Annotated in this window: 21 protein-coding genes; 12 read left to right on the top strand and 9 right to left on the bottom strand. The window is 64.9% G+C overall.

Going from position 1 to position 21,042, the window contains the following annotated elements:
* Positions 1 to 22 precede the first annotated feature (22 nt).
* Positions 23 to 1,075, top strand: coding sequence for an NADP(H)-dependent aldo-keto reductase (locus BUS12_RS19455; protein ID WP_074298392.1), 1,053 nt, complete (start codon positions 23 to 25; stop codon positions 1,073 to 1,075).
* 49 nt (positions 1,076 to 1,124) lie between these two features.
* Here BUS12_RS19455 and BUS12_RS19460 read toward each other — a convergent pair whose 3' ends face one another.
* Complete coding sequence (locus BUS12_RS19460; RefSeq protein WP_074298394.1) at positions 1,125 to 2,408, bottom strand: MFS transporter; 1,284 nt, start codon at positions 2,406 to 2,408, stop codon at positions 1,125 to 1,127.
* Positions 2,409 to 2,483: 75 nt separating this feature from the next.
* Positions 2,484 to 3,884, bottom strand: a complete 1,401-nt coding sequence (locus tag BUS12_RS19465) for a M20 family metallopeptidase (protein WP_074298397.1) — start codon at positions 3,882 to 3,884, stop codon at positions 2,484 to 2,486.
* Positions 3,885 to 4,027: 143 nt separating this feature from the next.
* Here BUS12_RS19465 and BUS12_RS19470 point away from each other — a divergent pair, with 143 nt between their 5' ends.
* The 4 genes from BUS12_RS19470 (at position 4,028) to BUS12_RS19485 (ending at position 7,940) form a co-directional block, all read left to right on the top strand.
* Positions 4,028 to 4,942 carry a LysR family transcriptional regulator gene (locus BUS12_RS19470; RefSeq protein ID WP_074298399.1) on the top strand — a complete coding sequence of 305 codons (915 nt, stop codon included), beginning with the start codon at positions 4,028 to 4,030 and terminating at the stop codon, positions 4,940 to 4,942.
* Between the two features lie 96 nt (positions 4,943 to 5,038).
* Positions 5,039 to 6,196 (top strand): tRNA 2-selenouridine(34) synthase MnmH, encoded by a 1,158-nt coding sequence (gene mnmH / locus BUS12_RS19475; RefSeq protein WP_074298401.1) that lies wholly within the window; start codon positions 5,039 to 5,041, stop codon positions 6,194 to 6,196.
* A gap of 2 nt (positions 6,197 to 6,198) precedes the next feature.
* On the top strand, positions 6,199 to 7,257 hold the full coding sequence (locus tag BUS12_RS19480; RefSeq protein ID WP_074298403.1) for a permease: 1,059 nt from the start codon (positions 6,199 to 6,201) through the stop codon (positions 7,255 to 7,257).
* Between the two features lie 260 nt (positions 7,258 to 7,517).
* Entirely contained in the window at positions 7,518 to 7,940 is a 423-nt protein-coding gene (locus BUS12_RS19485; RefSeq protein WP_074298404.1) for a hypothetical protein, read from the top strand.
* Positions 7,941 to 7,958: 18 nt separating this feature from the next.
* Here the strand turns inward: BUS12_RS19485 and BUS12_RS19490 are convergent, their stop codons facing one another.
* Together BUS12_RS19490 and nodI are read right to left on the bottom strand one after the other, a co-directional pair.
* Positions 7,959 to 8,786, bottom strand: coding sequence for an ABC transporter permease (locus tag BUS12_RS19490; RefSeq protein ID WP_074298407.1), 828 nt, complete (start codon positions 8,784 to 8,786; stop codon positions 7,959 to 7,961).
* A gap of 93 nt (positions 8,787 to 8,879) precedes the next feature.
* Positions 8,880 to 9,794 (bottom strand): nodulation factor ABC transporter ATP-binding protein NodI, encoded by a 915-nt coding sequence (nodI, locus tag BUS12_RS19495; protein WP_074298409.1) that lies wholly within the window; start codon positions 9,792 to 9,794, stop codon positions 8,880 to 8,882.
* 249 nt (positions 9,795 to 10,043) lie between these two features.
* Between nodI and BUS12_RS19500 the strand changes: the two genes are divergently transcribed.
* Positions 10,044 to 10,514, top strand: a complete 471-nt coding sequence (locus tag BUS12_RS19500; protein ID WP_074298411.1) for a universal stress protein — start codon at positions 10,044 to 10,046, stop codon at positions 10,512 to 10,514.
* Positions 10,515 to 10,519: 5 nt separating this feature from the next.
* On the opposite strand, the gene BUS12_RS19505 is transcribed toward BUS12_RS19500, so the two are convergent.
* From BUS12_RS19505 to lexA, 3 genes are all read right to left on the bottom strand, one after another.
* Positions 10,520 to 11,185, bottom strand: a complete 666-nt coding sequence (locus BUS12_RS19505; protein ID WP_074298412.1) for a DUF2939 domain-containing protein — start codon at positions 11,183 to 11,185, stop codon at positions 10,520 to 10,522.
* 94 nt (positions 11,186 to 11,279) lie between these two features.
* The gene (locus BUS12_RS19510) at positions 11,280 to 11,624 is read right to left on the bottom strand and encodes a hypothetical protein (RefSeq protein WP_074298414.1); all 345 of its coding nucleotides are present in this window, start codon (positions 11,622 to 11,624) and stop codon (positions 11,280 to 11,282) included.
* Positions 11,625 to 11,658: 34 nt separating this feature from the next.
* Positions 11,659 to 12,312 carry a transcriptional repressor LexA gene (gene lexA, locus BUS12_RS19515; RefSeq protein ID WP_074298416.1) on the bottom strand — a complete coding sequence of 218 codons (654 nt, stop codon included), beginning with the start codon at positions 12,310 to 12,312 and terminating at the stop codon, positions 11,659 to 11,661.
* Positions 12,313 to 12,602: 290 nt separating this feature from the next.
* Here lexA and BUS12_RS19520 point away from each other — a divergent pair, with 290 nt between their 5' ends.
* From BUS12_RS19520 to BUS12_RS19545, 6 genes are all read left to right on the top strand, one after another.
* Entirely contained in the window at positions 12,603 to 13,643 is a 1,041-nt protein-coding gene (locus BUS12_RS19520; protein ID WP_074298418.1) for a sulfate ABC transporter substrate-binding protein, read from the top strand.
* A gap of 132 nt (positions 13,644 to 13,775) precedes the next feature.
* Positions 13,776 to 14,684 carry a sulfate ABC transporter permease subunit CysT gene (gene cysT, locus BUS12_RS19525; protein WP_074298420.1) on the top strand — a complete coding sequence of 303 codons (909 nt, stop codon included), beginning with the start codon at positions 13,776 to 13,778 and terminating at the stop codon, positions 14,682 to 14,684.
* Complete coding sequence (gene cysW, locus BUS12_RS19530) at positions 14,681 to 15,634, top strand: sulfate ABC transporter permease subunit CysW (protein WP_074298422.1); 954 nt, start codon at positions 14,681 to 14,683, stop codon at positions 15,632 to 15,634. The genes cysT and cysW overlap by 4 nt, the downstream gene beginning before the upstream one ends.
* Before the next feature lie 3 nt (positions 15,635 to 15,637).
* The gene (locus tag BUS12_RS19535) at positions 15,638 to 16,696 is read left to right on the top strand and encodes a sulfate/molybdate ABC transporter ATP-binding protein (RefSeq protein WP_074298424.1); all 1,059 of its coding nucleotides are present in this window, start codon (positions 15,638 to 15,640) and stop codon (positions 16,694 to 16,696) included.
* A gap of 58 nt (positions 16,697 to 16,754) precedes the next feature.
* Positions 16,755 to 17,681 (top strand): CysB family HTH-type transcriptional regulator, encoded by a 927-nt coding sequence (locus tag BUS12_RS19540; RefSeq protein ID WP_074298426.1) that lies wholly within the window; start codon positions 16,755 to 16,757, stop codon positions 17,679 to 17,681.
* Positions 17,682 to 17,716: 35 nt separating this feature from the next.
* Entirely contained in the window at positions 17,717 to 18,751 is a 1,035-nt protein-coding gene (locus tag BUS12_RS19545; RefSeq protein ID WP_074301590.1) for an asparaginase, read from the top strand.
* A gap of 405 nt (positions 18,752 to 19,156) precedes the next feature.
* Here the strand turns inward: BUS12_RS19545 and BUS12_RS19550 are convergent, their stop codons facing one another.
* Both BUS12_RS19550 and otnI read right to left on the bottom strand, forming a co-directional pair.
* On the bottom strand, positions 19,157 to 20,065 hold the full coding sequence (locus BUS12_RS19550; RefSeq protein ID WP_074298428.1) for a 2-hydroxy-3-oxopropionate reductase: 909 nt from the start codon (positions 20,063 to 20,065) through the stop codon (positions 19,157 to 19,159).
* A gap of 57 nt (positions 20,066 to 20,122) precedes the next feature.
* Entirely contained in the window at positions 20,123 to 20,932 is an 810-nt protein-coding gene (otnI, locus tag BUS12_RS19555; protein WP_074298430.1) for a 2-oxo-tetronate isomerase, read from the bottom strand.
* Positions 20,933 to 21,042: the final 110 nt, after the last annotated feature.

Consider the following 21,042-nt stretch of genomic DNA (forward strand, 5'->3'; position numbering starts at 1 on the left):
ACAAACAACAGGGAACAGTGCGATGGAATACCGCAGACTAGGCAACAGCGACATCGAGGTCAGCCTGATCGGTCTCGGGACGATGACCTGGGGCGAGCAGAACACCGAACGCGAAGCGCATGAGCAGATCGACTATGCGCTCGATCATGGCGTCACGCTGATCGACGCCGCCGAGATGTATCCGGTGCCGCCGCGTCCCGAGACGCAGGGCGCCACCGAACGCTGCATCGGCACGTGGCTCGCACAGCATCGCAGCGCGCGCGAGAAGATCGTGCTCGCCACCAAGATTGCGGGGCCGGCGCGCCAACCGCATAACCCGCGCCATATTCGCGGCGAGGGCAATCAGTTCGACCGCAAGAACCTCACCGAGGCGCTCAACGACAGTCTCAAGCGCCTGCAGACCGAGTACGTCGATCTGTACCAGTTGCACTGGCCCGATCGCAGCACCATGACGTTCGGCCGCAGCAACTATCCGTGGGTCGAGGATACATATACGGTGCCGATCGAAGAAACGCTGTCGGTGCTTGCCGGGTTCGTGAAGGAAGGCAAGATTCGCCATATCGGCGTGTCGAACGAAACGCCCTGGGGTGTCGCGCAGTTCCTGCGCGCGGCGGAGAAGCTTGGCTTGCCGCGCATCGTCAGCATCCAGAATCCGTACAGCTTGCTGAACCGGACCTTCGAAGTGGGACTGTCGGAATACAGCCATCGCGACGGCATCGGTCTGCTCGCGTACTCGCCGCTCGCTTTCGGCTGGCTCTCGGGCAAGTACGAGGGCGGCGCGCGTCCCGAGGGCGCCCGCATCACGCTGTTCGAACGCTTCCAGCGCTACAGCAAGCCGCATGCGGTGCAGGCGACCAGCCGCTATGTTCAACTCGCGAAGCGGCATGGGTTGTCGCCCGCGCAATTCGCGCTGGCGTTCGTCAATAGCCGGCCGTTCGTGACGAGCAACCTGATCGGCGCAACCTCGCTGGCGCAGTTGAAGGAGAACATCGCCAGCGTGGACGTGAAGTTGTCGCCCGAAGTGCTGGCGGAAATCGACGCCTTGCACGAACAGCAGCCGAATCCCGCGCCGTAAGTCTCGGCGGAGACAGACGAGCCCGGTTGCGTATGCACCGGGCTCGCGCTCAGCGAATCGCGAGTTTCACTCGCACCGCGTACAGTGCGATAAGACTCAGCACCGCGCAAAACATCAGATAGAAACCCGGCGCGAGCTTATTGCCGCTCGCGGCGATCAACCACGTGATGATGAGCGGCGCGAAGCCGCCGAACACCGTGACGCCGATGTTGTAGCTGACGGCGAGTCCCGTCGCACGGGTGCGGGTCGGAAAGATCTCCGACATCAACGCCGGCAGGGCACCGAAATACGCGGCCTTTAACGCGCCGATCCAGATCATCGCCACCAGCATCGTCGCAAACGACGGGTGCACGTTCATGTACACGAAAGTCGGATATACCGTCGCCAGCATCAGCAGCGCCGCAACCGCCATGATCCGCACGCGCCCCGCGGTATCGGACCAGTGTCCGACGAAGGGCGTGAGCACGGTCAGCACGAGACCGGTCGCGAGCGTCGCGGCAAAGCCCGTCGCGGCGGGCAGATGCAGCTGCTTGATCGCATAGGTCGGCATGTACAGGATCATGTAGTTGGCCGCCGTCGAAATGACGAGCGCGCCCACCGCCAGCAGCATGCGCATCTTTTGCGTCACGAACAGATCGCGCACTGGCGTGTGGGTCTTTTCTTCCTTGTCGAACTCCGCGCCTTCGTCGACGTATTTGCGGATATAGAAACCGACCGGCCCGATCGCGAGGCCGAACAGGAACGGGATGCGCCAGCCCCATGCTTCGAGCTGCGCCATCGAAAGCTGGCTCGTCAGCAAGGCGCCGAAGGCGGAGGCGAGCAGCGTCGCGAGTCCCTGGCTCGCGAATTGCCAACTGCCCATGAAGCCGCGCCGCTCGGGCGCGTGTTCGACCAGAAAGGCGGTCGAGCAGCCGAACTCGCCGCCGGCGGAAAAGCCCTGCAGCAGACGCGACAGCAAAATGCCGATCGGCGCCCACACGCCGATCGAGGCATAGGCCGGCATGATCGCGATCGTCAGGGTGCCGATCATCATCAGACCGATGGACAGCAGCAGCGACGCCTTGCGTCCGGCGCGATCGGCCAGCGAGCCGAGTACGAAGCCGCCCAGCGGCCGCACGAGGTACGAGATGCCGAAGGTGCCGAGCGTGAGCATCAGCGAGATCGATTCGGTGCGCGCCGGAAAGAACAGCTTGGCGATCGTCACCGCAAAGAAACCGTAGACCACCAGATCGAACCATTCGAGCGCGTTGCCGATCGACGCCGCGAGGATGATGCGGTGGACCTTGGCGGCAGAGGGGCGCAGGGCGTTAGCTTGCAGGGCGGGCGTGCTCATCGTGATCGGCTCTCGTGACGGCATGGGGTGGACCGCCGGCGACGCGGCGGTTTTCAGGCGACCAGCAACCGCGCGTCAGGCGCCGGCGGCAAGCGCTTTGGGTGCGTTCTCGCCGAGGTCCCAGAAGAGCCCCGCCATGATCTGCAATCCTTCACGAACGACGGGTCCGAGCAGATGTTCGTTCGGCGCATGCTGCGAGCAGGCCGGATACGAATGCGGCACCCAGATGGTCGGCAGGCCGAGCGTGTCGGCGAACACTTCGTTCGGCAGCGTGCCGCCGAGGTTCGGCAGGACTGCTGTCTTTCTACCGGTGGTCTGCTCGAGCGACGCGATCGCCCACGTGACCCACGGGTCCTCGGGATCGAGACGCGTCGCCGGCGCGCCGCGCTCGACCGTCAACTCGACCATCGTGAAGCCGTGCGCGTCCAGATGGGTGCGCAGGTGCTGGGCGAGATGCTGCCAGTCGGTGCCCACCACGAAGCGCAACTGGCAGTGTGCGAAGGCGGACGCAGGAATCGCATTGACCGGGTTCTCGGGGTTGCCCGCCTTGAAGGCCAGCACTTCGAAGCTGTTCCAGCCGAACACGCGCTCTGCCGGCGTGAGCCCGGGCTCGCCCCAGTTGTCGTCGACGGCGGGGTCGCCCGGACCGCCGCCGACTGTGATATCGGCGAGCGCCCGGCGCACCGCCTCGGGAATCGGCGGCGGGCGCAGACCGGCGACGGCGATCACGCCGCGCGCGTCGACGAGGCTCGCCAGCGCATTGGCGAGCACGGTGGCCGGATTGCGCAGCAGGCCGCCCCAGTTGCCCGAGTGATGCGCGCCGTCGCGCAGGTTCAGGGCGAGCTGGAAATTCACCGAGCCGCGCGAGCCGAGAAACACGGTGGGACGCCGTGCGGCGAGACGCGGTCCGTCGGAGGCGATCAATACGTCGGCGGCGAGCGCGTCCCGATACGTATGACAGATTGCGTCGAGTCCCGGCGAGCCGGTCTCCTCGCCCATTTCGATCAGTAGCTTGGCATTGAAACCGAGTGTGCCGCCGCGTGTGGCGAGCACGCTGGCGAGCGCCGCGAGATTGATGCTGTGCTGCCCCTTGTTGTCGGCGGTGCCGCGGCCGTACCAGCGCTCGCCTTCTATTTTCACTTCCCACGGCGACAGTGCTTCGCGCCACTGGTTGTCGTAGCCGCGCACCACGTCGCCGTGGCCGTAGATCAGCACGGTCGGCAGGTCGTCGCTTTCATGCCGCGTGGCGATCAGGAGAGGACCGGCGCCCGCTACCGGGTTGTCGACGATGCGCGTCTCGAAGCCGAGCCGCCCGGCCTCGGGGACGATCTCATCGGTCAGGTAGGCGAGCAGGGTGGCGGCGCGGCCCGCGTCCTGGCTCTCGGTGCGAAAGCCGACGCGGCGGTTGAGGTCGGTGAGAAAGGCACCCGACTCGAAGTGATGTGTCGCGTGCTCGATGGCCTGATTGCGGGTCAAGGTGGTCTCCGGGATGGGGCGGTAGAGGAAGGGTGACTTGCGATCGATTCTAGGAGGCCGTTTTTTTTGTCACAATGATCGTATTTCGAAGCTTGCGTTGCCGAAAAGGCAAAGCTCGAACGACCTCTGCGAGACTCCGTTCCATGGCCCTTTCCCTGCATGGCATTGCCTTGCGCTATTTCGTCGAGGTGGCGCGCACCGGTTCGATCAGCGAGGCGTCGGTGCGCCTGCACGTGGCGGTCTCGGCGATCAGCCGGCAGGTCGCGCGGCTCGAGTCGGAGATCGGCGCACCGCTGTTCGAACGGCGGCCGCGCGGCATGGCGCTGTCCGAAGCGGGCGAGCGCCTGCTCGCCTACGCGCAGCGCAGCCTGCTGGAAGCCGAACATGTGATGAAGGAGATCGGTGGGCTCGATGCCTTGCACGGCAGCATGCTCAAGATCGTCAGCTCCGAAGGGTTCGCCTCGGACTTCCTGCCGACCGCGATGGCCGGCTTCCGCCTCAAACACCCAGGGATCGACTTCAACCTCGCGGTCCTGACGCCCGGCGAAGCGACGCGGCGGGTGCGCGACGGCGACGCCGACCTTGCCCTGACCTTCAGCCTCGCACCTGAAAAGGGCGTCAAGGTCGAGCACACGGAGCGGGCCCCGGTGTTCGCGCTGATGCGGGCCGATCATCCGCTCGCGGCGCGCGCCAAGGTTTCGCTGGCCGATCTGCAGCGCTATCCGCTGGTGCTGCCGGAAGCAGGCACGACCATCCGGCAATTGATCGACATCACCTGCGCGCTCGAAGGGCTGCTGCTCGAACCGGACCTGACCAGCAACAACAGTGGCGCGATGTACCGCTACGCACAGCAATCCGGCGCGATCATGTTCACGGGGTTGCTGTCGGTGCGCGATCGTTACGCCGCCGACGGCTTCGTGGTGATCGCGCTCAGTCATCCGCAGATGCGCCAGCGCAGCATTCAGGTGCAGACCATGGCCGGGCGCGAACTGCCGGCTTCGGTGCGGGCGTTCCGCGATTTCCTGATTGCTGCGATCCGGGCGCCGCAGCCGAAGTGACGCTACCCCATGCCATAATTCGGCTTAACCGCTGTCACCGTTCCGTTCATTCCGGCTATTTCATTCGAAAGCAGCCTTTCTTCGTGCGTCGTCCCCTTGAAAAACCTGCTGGTGTCCCTCGATCAACTGACGCGCTTCGACGAGATCGTCGACGTGCGCACGCCGCTCGAGTTTGCCGAAGATCACATTCCCGGTGCGATCAACGCGCCGGTGCTGAGCAACGAGGAGCGCGTGATCGTCGGCACCATGTACAAACAGGTGTCGCCCTTCGAGGCGACGCGGGTCGGCGCGGCGATGGTGGCGCGCAATATCGCGCAGCACCTCGAGACCACCTTCGCCGGGCGTCCGCGCAACTGGCGTCCGCTGATCTATTGCTGGCGCGGCGGCAAGCGCTCCGGTTCGATGACGACGTGGCTCAACCTGATCGGCTGGCAGGCGCGTCAGCTCGACGGCGGCTACAAGGCTTACCGCGGCTCCGTGGTCACCGCGCTCGCGAGTTTGCCGGGCCAGTTCGACTATGTCGCGCTGATCGGCCATACCGGGAGCGGCAAGACCCGGCTCTTGCAGGCGTTGCGCGAGGCGGGCGCCCAGGTGCTCGATCTGGAGGCGCTGGCCTGCCATCGCGGCTCGCTGCTCGGCGCGTTGCCGGATCAGCCGCAACCGGCGCAAAAGGCCTTCGATACGGCGCTGATCGGCGCGTTGTCGCACTTCGACGTGCGGCGTCCGGTGTTCGTCGAAGCGGAGAGCCGGCGCATCGGCGCGATCACGTTGCCGCAGACGCTGCTCGAGCGTTTTCACGGCGGCGCCTGTGTGGAAGTCGAAGCCACGCACGCCGAGCGCATCACGTTTTTGCTGCAGGACTATGCGCATCTGTTCGACCAGCCGGATTCGTTCAAGCATCAGCTCGAGCGTTTGATCGGACTGCATAGCCGCGAACAGGTAAAGCATTGGCAGCAGTTGATCGACGCAGGCAGCAGTGGGCCTGGCCCAGACGGCGCGCGTGACGCAGACGCCGCGGCGGCGCGTGCCGAACTGTTCGGCGAACTGATCGAGCGGCACTACGATCCCGCGTATCAGCGCAGCAGCCGGCAGCATTTCAGCCGCCTGGGCGAGGCGCTGCATTTCAGTTTCAGGCCGAACGCGGCCGACAGCGTCGAGCAGGCCGCGGCGCTGCTGGCGAGTCTTGCGCAGGCAGAGGGGCCGGTAGACGCCTCCTGCTCCGACGTCCGAGTTTCAAACTCCAAAAGATCATAACGATGAACACCACACGCCAGACTCAACCCGCAGCCGGATGGCTGATCTTTCTGCTGGTCGCCGTCGCCGGCCTTTTTTATGTGAAGTGGTTTCCGTACTACCACCGCGCCTTCACGGCCGCTGAGACGCATTCGATCGGCAAGTCGATTCTGATGGGGACCGACGCGAGCCCGCCCGCCCCGTCGCTGGCGGCCGCGCTCGGTTATGCGCTGGCCTACGGCAAGGCGATCTGGCAGGCAATGGTGCTGGGTCTCGTGCTCGGTTCGGCCGTACAGGTCCTGTTGCCCGTGCAATGGATCGCCCGGGTGCTCGGCAAGACCAGCTTCGGCAGCGTCGCGGCCGGCGGCCTGCTGGCGATTCCCGGCATGATGTGCACCTGCTGCGCGGCGCCGGTGGTGGTCGGCTTGCGGCAGCGGCAGGCCTCGCCGGGCGGGGCGATTGCCTTCTGGCTCGGCAACTCGGTGCTCAATCCGGCCACGCTCGTATTTATGGGTTTCGTACTCGGCTGGAACTGGGCAGCACTGCGCCTCGTGCTGGGCGTGCTGATGGTGTTCGGTCTGGGCTACCTGGTGAACCGGCTCGTCACCCCTAAGGAGGCCGAGGCCGCCGACGCGCAACTGGCGCAGCTTGCTGCACTGCAGGAGCAGGCGCGCGGCAACGCGTTCGTCCGCTGGCTCAGCCTGTTTGCCCGCATGGCGGCGCGCCTGATTCCCGAATACATCGTGCTGATCCTGCTGCTCGGCGCGGCGCGCGCGTGGCTGTTTCCGCACGTCGGCCCGGAGATCGGCAACCAGTTTGGCTGGATCGTGGCGCTGGCGGTCGCCGGCATGCTGTTTGTGATCCCCACCGCGGGCGAGGTGCCGATCATTCAGGCCATGCTCTCGCTCGGCATGGGCGTCGGTCCCGCCGGCGCGCTGCTGATGACCCTGCCGCCGATCAGCGTGCCATCGCTGGCAATGCTGGCCCGCTCGTTCCGGCCGCGTCTCCTGACGCTGGTGGCGGTGTCGGTGGTGCTGTTCGGGGTGGTGAGCGGCGGACTGGCCGTCGCGCTCGGCTTCTGAAGCGGTGCACGGCATCTGTGAGCTGGACCGCCTCGCCTGAGAAATCTCGCTGCCAGTTGTCGAATCACGACCTAAACTGGGGAACTGGGGGCGTCGGGATCGAACGGCTGTCACGTTCGATGCGGCTGGGATGCCCACCAGTGGTACGATTCAGCCCGAAAAAAATCACAGGCGGCGTGCCCCTTTGCAGGTTGGGTACAGGCGACACCGGCTTAGGCGAGCCGCCGCATACACTCGAGCGATTGCAATCAGGAAATCGAATGGCGCAACAAAAGACAAATCCGAAACTTGAACAGGCGCTGACGCGCGGGGACCTCGCGATCCGCCAGGCGAACTCGGCGCGGGCCACTGCGCTGCTGCGCGCCCTGGGCAAAATGATCATTGAAGCCTCGGCGACGATCGGCGTGGAAGCCTTCACGCTGATCCCCGACGGCGATCGCATCTACGATCCCGCCGACGGTCTGTGGCCACAGGAACTGCTGGTGTCGCTCGATGGCCCAGTGGAAGAGTCCGATCCCGACGAGGTGCGTACGGTACGCCTGATTGCCGACGATCCGGGCACGCTGTTTCGCGTCGAGTGGCAGCGCGCGGACGGCAAGGTCGGGCGTCAGGAAGGCGGCCCGTTCGCGACGGTCGCGTTCATCTCCGACGTCGATATTCCCTGGACGGATGACGAGGACTGAGCACGCTCCCGGTGCGCCTTACCGCATCATCCGGCGGCGGAACAGCACGGCCGCGATGCAGAACGGCACGACCACATAGGCGACCAGCACGGCGACGTGCAGCGCTACGTGGTCGAGCGGCCGGCCGAGCATCGCCGGCCGGATCAGATCGACCGCATTCGCGAGCGGCAGCACCTGCGTCACGTGCCGGGCGATGGGCGGCAACTGCGCGATCGGAAAGAACACGCCGGAGAGCAGCAGCATCGGCGTGAGTACAAGCGTCTGATAGAACATGAAGAAATCGTACGACGGCGCGAGTGCCGTCACGATCATCGCCACACTGGCAAACGCGAGTCCGGTCAGCGCGATGACGGGCAGCGCCAGCAGCATCGACGGGAAGTTCGCATAGCCGAGCGCACCGGCCACCAGCATGATGGCCACGCCGGACAGCATCGACTTGCTGCCTGCCCACATCACTTCGCCGAGCACGATATCGCCCAACGTCAGCGGCGTGTGCATGATGCCTTCCCACGTGCGCTGCACGTGCATGCGCGAAAACCCCGAGTACATCGCTTCGAAACTGGCCGACATCATCACGCTCGAGGCCACCGTGCCGGTGGCGAGAAAGGCGATATACGACACGCCGTCGACATGCCCGACCATCAAGCCCATGCCGAAGCCCAGCCCGAACAGATAAATCATCGGATCGGCGAGGTTGCCGAACATCGACGCCAGCGCCAGCTTGCGCCACACCAGATAATTGCGGCGCCACACGGCGATCCAGTTGACGGCATTGGCCGGCAGGGCGGCGAACGGCTCGCTGGCCGGGGCGGCCTGGCTGGGGGTGTCGTAGGTGCGTGCGTCCATGGCGGGTGGGTGTCGAGGCAGGCTGGGTTTGGGGTGCGGTTTCAGGCGTGGATGCGCGTGGTTGTGCTTGCGGTTGTGTGTGCCGTGGCGCCGCTAGTCCTGCATTTCGCGGCCCGTGAGTCGCAGGAACACGTCTTCAAGATTGGCTGGCCGGTGCAGATAGCGCAGATCCGAGCGTTCCTTGAGGCGCGCATGCACCGGTTCCGCCTCGGTGACGTAGCAGAACAGCGTCTCGCCGCTGATCTCGGTGCGTTCCGCGAGCGGCGCCAGTTCGTCGCGCAAGGCGAGCGGATCCGGTCCGTAGATTTCGATCACGTCGCAGCCGATCTCCGAGGCGATCAGTTCATTCGGCGCGCCCTCCGCGATCTTTCGTCCTTCCTCGATCACGCATAGGCGGTGACAGAGCCGCTCCGCTTCTTCCATGAAGTGCGTGGTCAAAAGAATGGTTTTGCCGCGCACGAGCAGCGAGCGCAGCCGCTCCCAGATCAGATGGCGCGCTTGCGGGTCGAGCCCGGTGGTGGGCTCGTCGAGGATCAGCACGTCCGGGTCGTTGACGAGCGCGCGGGCCAGCGTCAAACGCCGCTTCATGCCGCCGGACAGTTCGCCGACCCGCGCATCCGCCTTGCTTTCGAGGCGGGCGAATTCGAGCAGCGACGGCACCATGGCGCGGGCCTGCGCCGCGCTCAGGCCGAAGTAGCGGCCGAACACCAGCAGGTTCTCGCGCACCGTGAAGTCCGGATCGAGATTGTCGAACTGCGGCACCACGCCGACACGCGCCCGCGCGAAGCGGGCGCGCGCCGGAATCGGCTCGCCGCACAGGCGGATCGTGCCGGCGTCCGGCGCCGCAATGCCGAGCAGCATACGCAGCGTAGTGGTCTTGCCGGCGCCGTTCGGGCCGAGCAGGCCAAAACACTCGCCTCGCCGGACGTGGAACGACAGACCGTCGACGACGGTTTTACCGGCATAGCGCTTGTGGACTTGCAGGAATTCGATGGCGGCTTCAGACATGGGTCGATAGGGATTCCGAAAGACGTGAACGGCCGGTAAGGCTGCCCATTCTAGGGCATTGGCGCCTTGCTGTTGGCATCCGTGCACTGCCGGGGTGCGGTTCTTGCGCTGCGGCATGACGTGCGAAGCGGCTGTCATGCAACGGGTGTCGCGTTGATGCTTAGTTAGCGTTTTCCATCCCTTGCAAGCTGAATTGCGGCGCACCATGATTCAGGACAGAACCGCGATCAACGCGGTAGGGAGAACCACATGGCGAGCTACCAGAAAATCCTGCTGTGCTACGACGGCTCGCGCGAAGGCCGCAAGGCACTACGTTGCGGCGCCGATCTGGCGCTGGACCTCAAGGCGGAAACGCATCTGTTGTCGGTCGTGGACATGCGCTCGAGCATCGCGCAGAGCGCAGGACTATTGACCGATGTGGCCTGCGGCAGCTTCGAGAAGACCGCCCGCGATATCCTCCAGGAAGGCGTGGACTGGCTTACCGAGCGCGGTGTGACGGCGCAAGGTCACTTTGCGTTCGGCCATCCGATCGACGAAATCGCCAACCTCGCCAACGATCTGCAAGTGGATCTCGTGGTGGTCGGCCATCGCTGCCGCACTGGCCTGTCGCGCTGGTGGATGGGGGCGGGCAATACGCCTTTACTCGACCGGATCTCGTGCAGCATCCTGGTGGCGTGCTCGTCGGTGCAGGAGCAGCAGCAAGCGGCCGCTGCGGCCTGATTCGTTCAGTTGGCGTTCAGATCGACCGCCGCGAGCTTCCACGAAAATAGCCCTTCGCGTCGCAGAATCGCGGCATAGCGCGCGTCGCCGACGCCATGCTGATACGTCACGGCGAATTCGTTGATGCCGCGATAGCCGGCCGTGGTTTGCGGCGGCTGCGGCGGCGCGGCGGTGGTTGCTGTGGCCGGCGCTGTGGCGGCCGGCGCAGGCACCGCAGGCGCCGGCGTTGAATCCGCCGCGCCGGTGCCGGGCGCATTGCTCGCCAGATCCGGTGGCGCAGGCGGACGCTGGGTGAGATCGCCGCGTGGCGGCATGCCGTTCAGCAGCGCAGCCACGCCATCCGGCGTGGCATAGGCATCCACTAACGGACCAATCAACGCCACGCCGATCATTGCCCCAATGGCCGCAAGCGGATTGCCGTTCGCCCGCGCTTCGAGCCGACGCGTCAGCAAGCCCGAAACCTGTTCCTTCAGGCTTTCGCGTAACGCCGGATAGTCCACGTACTCGCTGACGGTCTGCGCATCACGCGCGTCGGCCGCGCGCTTCAGACGATCGAGCGCGAGGTAGGGCGACGCATAGCCATACCCCAGCACGGCGACGATCACGATCACAACCAGAACAACGATCAGCGGCCGGACAAAGCCGCGTTTTGCAGGTGTTGGAACAGCCATCGGACGAGATTCTCCGTTAGAGGGGATCTAACGTGGACCGCAACCGCGGCAAAACGATCCCGCAAGTTCCACCTGATCCCCCACACGCACGCCCTTACTCGAACAGCGCGTTCTGCAAGCCGGCGCGTTCTTCGGCGATGCAACGGTCGATCATCCGGCACACCGCGTCGACGGTGCCGACCATAATGAGCCGCGACGGCCCGTGGTAGACCCGCACCGGCGCGCGCCGGGCCGGTTCCGCCGTATTCAGCCCCGAATTCAGCGACACCCGTGCGAAGGCCGGCAGCGCCGACGGCAAGGTTGAGGTGCGCGGCTCCTCGACGTCGAATAACGAAGCCGTGGCACTGGATGCCTCGATCGGTGCGCAGGGCACCAGGCTGCGCAAGTGGCGCAGGCGACCGAACTGGCGGAAGGGCAGCAGGCGGGCAAGGCGTTCCATGAGTCTCTCCAGGCTTGATTCAGGGCAGCAGGGTTCAGAATTCGGTGGGGCGGATCAGCCCCACCGCAATGCCTTCCAATGCGAATTCCGCACTGCCGGCCTGAACGAAGATGTTGTCGTAATCGGGGTTCTCGGCGATCAGCTCGATACCGTTCGGCCGCCGCTTGAGACGCTTGACCGTCACGTCGTCGCCGAGTCGCGCAACGATGATCTGGCCGTCTTTTGCTTCGCTTTTCTTCTGCACGGCGAGCAGGTCGCCGTCGAAGATGCCGGCGTCCCGCATGGACAGCCCGCGTACCTTCAGCAGATAGTCCGGCTTGCTCGAAAACAGCGCCGGGTCGCAGGCGTAATGCTGCGAGATGTGTTCCTGCGCGAGGATCGGGCTACCTGCTGCCACCCGGCCGATCAGGGGCAGCGACAACTGCATGATGCTGGCGTGCGGCAGCGTGAACTGATGCGGCGCGTCGTCATTACCGGCCAGCAGCAGCCGGATGCCGCGCGAAGCGCCCGCCGCGAGTTCGATCACGCCCTTGCGGGCCAGCGCCCGCAGGTGCTCCTCCGCCGAGTTGGCCGAGCTGAAACCCAGTTCGGCGGCGATCTCCGCGCGGGTGGGCGGAAAGCCGGTGCGTTCGATAGCCCGGCGGATCAGATCGAAAACTTCTTGCTGTCGTGCGGTGAGTTTGGTCATGGCGCCACTGTATGGATAGACAGGTGACTGTATTTTTATACAGTATTCGGCGCAATTCAAGCTTTACTTTAAGTTCGTGTCCCTGGGTGTCGTTGTGGCGTCGCTTTGGGGCGTCTTAACGGCCGTTTTCGTGCCACAACGCCGCGTCTGGCTGTCATTACCACTTTTGAGTATTAAAAAATGAAGAAACATTATTTTTAATGATGAAAGCCCTTCGATAGACTGGCCTCCACTCGCTGCATAGAACACGGGACGCGCAGTCCCAACCAACCACGACGCGGAGAAGCTGGATGATCGATCAGGGCACGGGGCTCGCAGGCAAGACCAGGAAACTCATCACGGTGCTGGCGCTGGGCGCCGCAGCGGCACTCGGCCTGGTGGCCCAGACGGCTGCAGCGGACACGACGCTGCTCAACGTGTCCTATGACCCGACACGCGAGCTGTACCAGCAGGTCAACCAGGCATTCGGCAAGGAATGGAAGGCGCAGACCGGCGAGACCGTCACCTTCAAGCAGTCGCACGGCGGCTCGGGCGCGCAGGCGCGCTCGGTGCTCGACGGCCTGCAGGCGGACGTCGTCACGCTCGCACTCGCTTACGACATCGACGCGCTCGCCAGCAAGGGCATCGTCGACAAGAACTGGCAAAAGCGCCTGCCGGACAACGCGGCGCCGTACACCTCGACCATCGTGTTTCTGGTGCGCAAGGGCAACCCGAAGCACATCAAGGACTGGGACGACCTGGTGAAGCCGGGCGTGTCGATCGTCACGCCGAACCCGAAGACCTCGGGCGGCGCGCGCTGGAACTATCTGGCGGCCTGGGCCTACGCCGAGCATCAGCCGGGCGGCAACGACCAGAAAGCCAAGGACTTCGTCTCGAAGCTCTATAAGAACGCCGGCGTGCTCGACTCGGGCGCGCGGGGGGCGACCACGAGCTTCGTGCAGCGCGGTATCGGCGATGTGCTGATTGCGTGGGAGAACGAAGCATTCCTGTCGTTGAAGGAATTCGGTCCGGACAAGTTCGAGATCGTGGTGCCGTCGGTGAGCATTCTGGCCGAGCCGCCGGTGGCGGTGGTCGACAAGGTGGTGGACAGGCACGGCACCCGCAAGCTGGCCGAGGCGTATCTGAACTTCCTGTATAGCGAGCAGGGCCAGGAGATCGCCGCGGAGAACTTCTACCGTCCGCGTTCGGACAAGGTGCCGGCGGCTTTGACCGCGAAGTTTCCGAAGCTGAAGCTGTACACGGTGGACGACTCGTTCGGCGGCTGGGCGAATGCGCAGAAGACGCACTTTGCGGATGGCGGCGTGTTCGATTCGATCTACTCGCCGCAGTAAAGCGCAATCCGCAGGACGCAATCCGGCACGCCACATGTGGCGTGCCTTTTGTTCACGTGTTTAGGCCACGTATCGGCGACGTGTTGGGCCGACAGTGGCCGCCGTGGTTTTCACCCTGAAAGAGCATTCCGCATGACGACGTTGACCTTCCGCAAGCCCAGCGCGTTACCCGGCTTCGGCCTGACGCTCGGCATCACGGTGGCGTATCTGAGCCTCGTGGTGCTGATTCCGCTCGCGGCGACCTTTCTCAAGACGGCTTCGCTCGACTGGGCCCAGTTCGTGCGCGCGGTCGCCTCGCCGCGCGTGCTGGCCTCGTACCGGCTGACGTTTTTCTCGGCGCTCGGCGGCGCGCTGATCAACGCGGTGTTCGGCTTTCTGGTCGCCTGGGTGCTGGTGCGCTATAAGTTTCCGTTCAAGCGTCTGGTGGACGCCGTCGTCGATCTGCCGTTTGCGTTGCCCACCTCGGTGGCGGGCATTTCGCTCGCGGCGGTGTATGCGGGCAACGGCTGGATCGGCCAGTTTCTCGAGCCGCTCGGCATCAAGATCGCGTTTACGCCGGCCGGCGTGCTGGTGGCGTTGACCTTTATCGGCTTGCCGTTCGTGGTGCGCACTGTGCAGCCGGTGCTGGAAGAATTCGAACGCGAGCAGGAAGAGGCTGCGGCGTGCCTCGGCGCATCGCGCTGGCTGACGTTTCGCCGCGTCGTGTTGCCCGCGGTATTGCCGGCGCTGCTGACCGGTTTCGCGTTGGCCTTCGCGCGGGCGCTGGGCGAATACGGCTCGGTGATTTTCATTGCCGGCAACGTGCCGATGAAATCGGAGATCACTTCGCTGCTCATCATCACCAAGCTCGAACAGTACGACTATGCCGGGGCCACCGCGCTCGCCGTCGTGATGCTGGTGGTGTCGTTCCTGATGCTGCTTTTGATCAACACGCTGCAGTGGTATCTGCAGCGTCGCACGCGCCGCGGCGCGGCCGCGCCGGCGCTGCCCATTGCGACCGCCGCAACGGTTACGACAGGCACCGCAGGAGGTCTGCAATGAGCCACGATTCCGCTGCGCTGCCGCCGCCGCTGCCGCCTGTACAGCGCGCCGCTTCGAACGCGGCCCGCCGCGCCGATCCCGTCACCGAACCACGCCTCGTGCGCTGGGTGTTGACGGGGATCGCGCTATTGTTTCTCGCGCTGTTTCTGGTGGTGCCGCTCATCGCGGTGTTCTATCAGGCGTTGAGCAAAGGCGTGGGCTTCTATTTCGAAGCGCTCGCCGATCCCGACGCCGTTTCCGCCATCAAGCTGACGCTGCTGACCGCCGCGATCGCCGTGCCCTTGAACCTGGTGTTCGGGCTCGCCGCGTCCTGGTGCATCGCGAAGTTCGAATTCAAGGGCAAGGCGCTGCTGACCACGCTGATCGACCTGCCGTTCTCCGTCTCGCCGGTGGTCTCCGGTCTCGTCTATGTGCTGCTGTTCGGCGCGCAAGGCTGGTTCGGCCCGTGGCTGCAGGATCACAACGTGCAGATCATCTTCGCGGTGCCGGGCATCGTGCTCGCGACGATCTTCGTGACGTTCCCGTTTGTCGCGCGTGAGCTGATTCCGCTGATGCAGGCCCAGGGCAACGATGAAGAGGAAGCCGCTCACGTGCTCGGCGCATCCGGCTGGCAGACGTTCCGCCGCGTCACCTTGCCGAACGTCAAGTGGGGCTTGCTGTACGGCGTGATCCTGTGCAACGCGCGGGCAATGGGCGAGTTCGGCGCGGTCTCGGTGGTCTCGGGCCATATTCGCGGCCAGACGGACACGATCCCGCTGCATGTCGAAATCCTCTACAACGAATACAACTTCTCGGCGGCGTTTGCCGTGGCCTCGTTGCTTGCGCTGCTCGCGCTCGTGACGCTCGGCCTCAAGCTGCTTGCCGAGCGTCATCTGTCCGCGGAACTGGCGGCTGCGCGCGACGTGCCCGCGCATGCCGGTCCCGCCACCTCGCAGCCGACTGGAGCGTAATCAATGGGCATCACCGTTCGTAACCTGCAGAAGCGCTTCGGCGATTTCACCGCGCTCGATAACGTCTCGCTCGACTTTCCGCCGGGCGAACTGGTGGCGCTGCTCGGACCGTCGGGTTGTGGCAAGACCACGCTGTTGCGCGTGATTGCCGGCCTCGAATATGCGGACTCGGGTCAGGTCGTGTTACAAGGACAGGATGTCGCGACGGTGGGCGCACGCGAACGCCAGGTCGGTTTCGTGTTCCAGCATTACGCGCTGTTCCGTCATATGACCGTGTTCGAGAACGTCGCCTTCGGCCTGCGTGTGAAACCGCGCAAGGAGCGGCCGTCGGAGGCGGTGATCCGCGAGAAGGTGCATGAGTTGCTGAAGCTCGTGCAACTGGACTGGCTGGCGCAACGCTATCCGTCGGAACTGTCGGGCGGGCAGCGGCAGCGGATTGCATTGGCGCGTGCGCTCGCCGTCGAGCCCAAGGTGTTGCTGCTGGACGAACCGTTCGGCGCGCTGGACGCGAAGGTCCGCAAGGAACTGCGCAGCTGGTTGCGCCGCCTGCACGACGATCTGCATATTTCGACGATCTTCGTGACGCACGACCAGGAAGAAGCGCTCGAGGTGGCCGACCGCATCGTCGTATTGAATCGCGGCCATGTGGAGCAGGTGGGCAGTCCGCAGGACGTGTACGATCATCCGCAGACCTCGTTTGTCTACGAGTTTCTCGGCGCGGCCAACCGGCTGCACGGCAAGGTGGATCAACACGGTTTCGTGGTGGACGGCGCCGCGTTGCCGGTGGTGGCGACGGCCGGTTTCGAAGGCCCGGCGTTCGCGTATGTGCGTCCGCATGACCTGCAACTGTATCCGCAGGCCTCGGGGCATCGCGACGGCATCGTGGTCGATGTGCGGCGTGTCGTGACGCTGGGCGGTTCGGTGCGCGTCGAACTCGCCGGGCGCGAGGGCAACGTACTCGAAGCGGAACTGGATCGCGAAGCGTGGCGGGCGCTGCAACTGGCGGTCGGCGACGGCGTGACGGCGGTGCCGCGCGCGTTGCGCGTCTTTCCGGCGCATTGAAACAGCCCGGTTAACCTATATTGCATAACTTGAGTCTGGCTGAACCGGAGACATACAGATGAACTTTCAGCAACTACGCTTTGTGCGCGAGGCCGTGCGCCAGAACATGAACCTGACCGAAGTCGCGAACGTGCTGTACACATCGCAGTCGGGCGTGTCCAAACAGATCAAGGACCTCGAGGACGAACTCGGCGTCGATATCTTCATCCGTCGCGGCAAGCGTCTCACCGGCTTGACCGAGCCGGGCAAGGCGGTGCATCAGTTGATCGAACGGATGCTGCTCGACGCGGAAAACCTGCGCCGCGTCGCACGCCAGTATGCGGACCAGGACAGTGGTCACCTGGTGGTGGCCACCACCCACACGCAGGCGCGCTACGCCTTGCCCAAGGTGATCCGCCAGTTCACTGAGGTATTTCCGAAGGTCCATCTGGCGCTGCGCCAGGGCAGTCCGCAGCAGATCGCGCAGATGATCATCAACGGCGAAGCGGATATCGGCATCTCGACCGAAGCGCTCGACCGCTTCCCGGACATCGTCACGTTCCCGTGCTATTCGTGGCACCACGTGGTGGTGGTGCCGAAGGGCCATCCGCTGGTGGGCCGCGAGAACCTGACGCTCGATGAGATCGCCGAGTTTCCGATCGTGACCTACGATCAGGATTTCACCGGCCGCTCGCATATCGACCAGGCGTTCGCCAAGGCGGGGGCGCTGCCCGACGTCGTGCTGACCGCCATCGACGCGGACGTGATCAAGACCTACGTCGAACTCGGCATGGGCATTGGCGTGGTGGCGGCGATGGCCTACGATCCGAAGCGCGATACGGAACTGGTCGCGCTCGATACGCAGCATCTGTTCGAGGCGAGTACGACTCGCGTCGGCTTGCGCAAGGGCGCGTTCCTGCGGGCCTATGCGTATCGTCTGCTGGAAATGTTCGCACCGCAGCTGAAGGAAGCGGATATCGCCGCCCAGTTGCGCGCAGTGGATTGATGGCGGCGGGCGGCGCATCGCTTACAATCGCCGCCATGAATACTTTGACTTCCTCCTCTTCGGGAACGCCGGCGGCGCATGCGCTGCCGCGTATCGCCGTGCTGGCGACGGGCGGCACGATTGCCGGCTCCGCCGCCGACGTCACCAATACTTCCGGTTATCAGGCCGGCGTGGTCGGCGTCGACCGTCTGCTCGAGGCGGTGCCGGCGCTGTCGGGCGTTGCGCAGATCCAGCCTGAGCAGATTGCCAGCATCGATAGCAAGGACATGGCGCTCGCGCTCTGGACCACGCTCGCGCAACGCGTCAACGCGCTGCTGGCAAGCGACGAGATCGACGGCGTGGTAATTACCCACGGCACCGATACGCTCGAAGAAACCGCCTACCTGCTGCATCTGACCGTCAAAGGGACCAAGCCGGTCGTGCTGACCGCGTCGATGCGGCCCTCGTCGGCGCTTTCCGCGGATGGCCCGCTGAATCTGCTCAACGCCGTGACGGTCGCCGCCAGCGCGGCGGCGCACGGGCAGGGCGTGCTGGTCGCGTTCAACAACCGCATTCATAGCGCGCGCGACGTCGTCAAGACCAGCACCTACGCGGTCGATGCGTTCCAGTCTCTGGAAATCGGCGCGCTGGGCTGGGTGCAGGACGGTCGCGTCGAATTCCAGCGTAAGGTCGTGCGTCCGCATACCGTCGATACGGAATTTGTGATCGGCGCCAAGTGGCCCAATGTCGAGATCGTCACGAGTTATGCGGGGGCTTCGCGGATCGCCGTCGATGCGCTGGTGGCGGCGGGCGTGCGCGGCATCGTCGTGGCCGGCACGGGCAACGGCTCGATCCATGCGTCGGTGCAACAGGCGCTTGCCGATGCTGTGACGCAGGGCGTGGTGGTGGTGCGTTCGTCGCGGGTCGGCTCGGGCCATGTGATGCGCAACGGCGCGGCGCCGGACGATGCGCTCGGCTTTGTCACGGCCGGTTCGCTCAATCCGTACAAGGCGCGCGTGCTGCTGATGCTGGCCCTCGCGGCCGGCGGCACGGGAGCGGTGGCGCTGCAGGCGATCTTCGATAAATACTGAGCGGGCAAGGCGCGTGCGCCGTCTGGCGCGCGCCGGCGGGGCTGCTTGATGTAATTGTGATAAAAAAACGCGGCGATAGGGGCACACTGCCCTTATCGCCGCGTTGTGATTTGATGCCGTGCAATCCGACAGCCGGACACCCGACGACGACGTCTGACCGACCAAGGCTTCCCCGGCGTCGCCGGGTGCCGCTGCGGACCCCACTTGCCGCTCTCAGCCCAGAGCGGCACGATTTGTCCGATACGTTGCGCGTGCCGCGCACCGCATCGGACGCCCCACCTGCCGGTTGCCATGAAGCTCACGGCAACCGATGTTGTTGCTACTGGGCACGCCCCCAACCGGTCGCGACGTTTACGCCGTATGGCTACGGCTCCAGGGGCGGCCCAGTGATCTCACGCGATCGCCTTAAGCGGCCTTCGCTTCCTTACCCGGCGCCTGAGCCACTTCGAAGTTCGCCATGATTTCCAGCGCACGCACCATCGCGGAGTGGTCCCATGCCTTGCCGCCGTTCGCCGCACACACGCTGAACAGTTGCTGCGCGCTCGCCGTATGCGGCAGGGCGATGCCGAGCTTGCGCGCGCCGTCGAGCGCGAGGTTCAGGTCCTTCTGGTGCAGTTCGATGCGGAAGCCCGGATCGAAGGTGCGCTTGGTCATGCGCTCGCCGTGCACTTCGAGAATCCGCGACGAAGCGAAACCACCCATCAGCGCCTTGCGGACGCGCTCCGGATCGGCGCCCGAACGCGCGGCGAACAGCAGCGCTTCGGCCACCGCCTCGATGTTCAGCGCGACGATGATCTGGTTCGCCACCTTGCAGGTCTGGCCCGCGCCGTTCTCGCCGATCAGCGAGATGTTCTTGCCCATCAGTTCGAACAGCGGTTTGGCGAGTGCGAAGGCTTTTTCAGGACCGCCGACCATGATAGTCAGCGACGCTTCGCGCGCGCCGACTTCGCCGCCCGAGACCGGCGCGTCGAGGTAGTCGGCGCCGAGCGCGTTGATCTTCTTCGCGAAGGCTTGCGTGTCGAGCGGGGAGATCGAGCTCATGTCGATCACCAGCTTGCCTTGCGTCAGACCCTTGGCGACGCCGTCGTCGGCGAACAGCACGTTGGCGACGTCAGGGGTGTCCGGCACCATGATGATGACGATGTCGGTGGCTTGCGCAACAGCCGTCGAGTTCGCCACCACCGTGGTGGTCTTGCTGAGATCTTCCGGCACCGGATACGCGCCGTTCACGATCAGCGAGTGACCGCCCTTGATGAGGTTGCGCGCCATGTGCGCGCCCATGATGCCGAGGCCGATAAAACCGATCTTTGCCATGTGTCTATGTCTCCAGTGGGTTGGGGTAGAGAGTCGTTAGGAGAGCGAGTCGATCGCTCAGGCGGCCACGTGCGCCGCGCCGCGTGCCTGGCCGGCCACGCGCTGCACCCAGTCGAGACCTTCGGTAGTCGTCGTGCGCGGCTTGTATTCGCAGCCGATGTAGCCGTCGTAGCCGAGCGAGTCGAGCAGGTTGAACAGGAACGGGTAGTTGATTTCGCCCGTGCCCGGTTCGTTGCGGCCCGGGTTGTCGGCCAGCTGGATGTGCGCGATCGACGCCAGGTTCTTCCTGATGGTGGCGGCAAGCTCGCCTTCCATCCGTTGCATGTGATAGATGTCGTACTGCAGGAACAGATTGTCCGAGCCGACGGCGCGGATCACATCGAGCCCTTCGGACGAACGGTTCAGCGCAAAGCCGGGGATGTCGTACGAATTGCACGGCTCGACCAGCAGCTTGATGCCTTCTTTCTTCAGCGCGGCGCAAGCGAAGCGCAGGTTGTCGACGATCGTCGCGTGAGCGCGGCCGGCATCGACGCCCGGGCCGGGAATGCCGACGAGGCAGTTCAGTTGCGGCACTTTGAGCGCCTTGGCGTATTCGATCGCGCGGCCGACGCCTTCCTGGAACTCGCCGACGCGATCCGGCAGGCAGGCGATGCCGCGCTCGCCGGCTTCCCAGTTGCCCGCGGGCAGGTTGTGCAGCACGAGCTTCAGGCGATTCTGCTGCAGACGCTCGGCCAGCTCGGCGATCTGATACGGATAGGGGAAGAGGAATTCGACGGCGTTAAAGCCCGCGTCCGCTGCGGCCACGAAGCGGTCGAGGAACGGGACTTCGTTGAACAGCATGGTGAGATTGGCTGCAAATTTCGGCATGGTGCTGGGGTCTCGCTGGTCGGTCAATGAAACAACTTCGCTCGGGCGGTGCGGTGCGAACTACGCACTGAACCGCCCGGTCGATCGGGTCAAACTAGGCAGGTCAACTA

The organism is Paraburkholderia phenazinium (assembly GCF_900142845.1).
In the GTDB taxonomy this organism is placed as follows: Bacteria; Pseudomonadota; Gammaproteobacteria; order Burkholderiales; family Burkholderiaceae; genus Paraburkholderia; species Paraburkholderia phenazinium_A.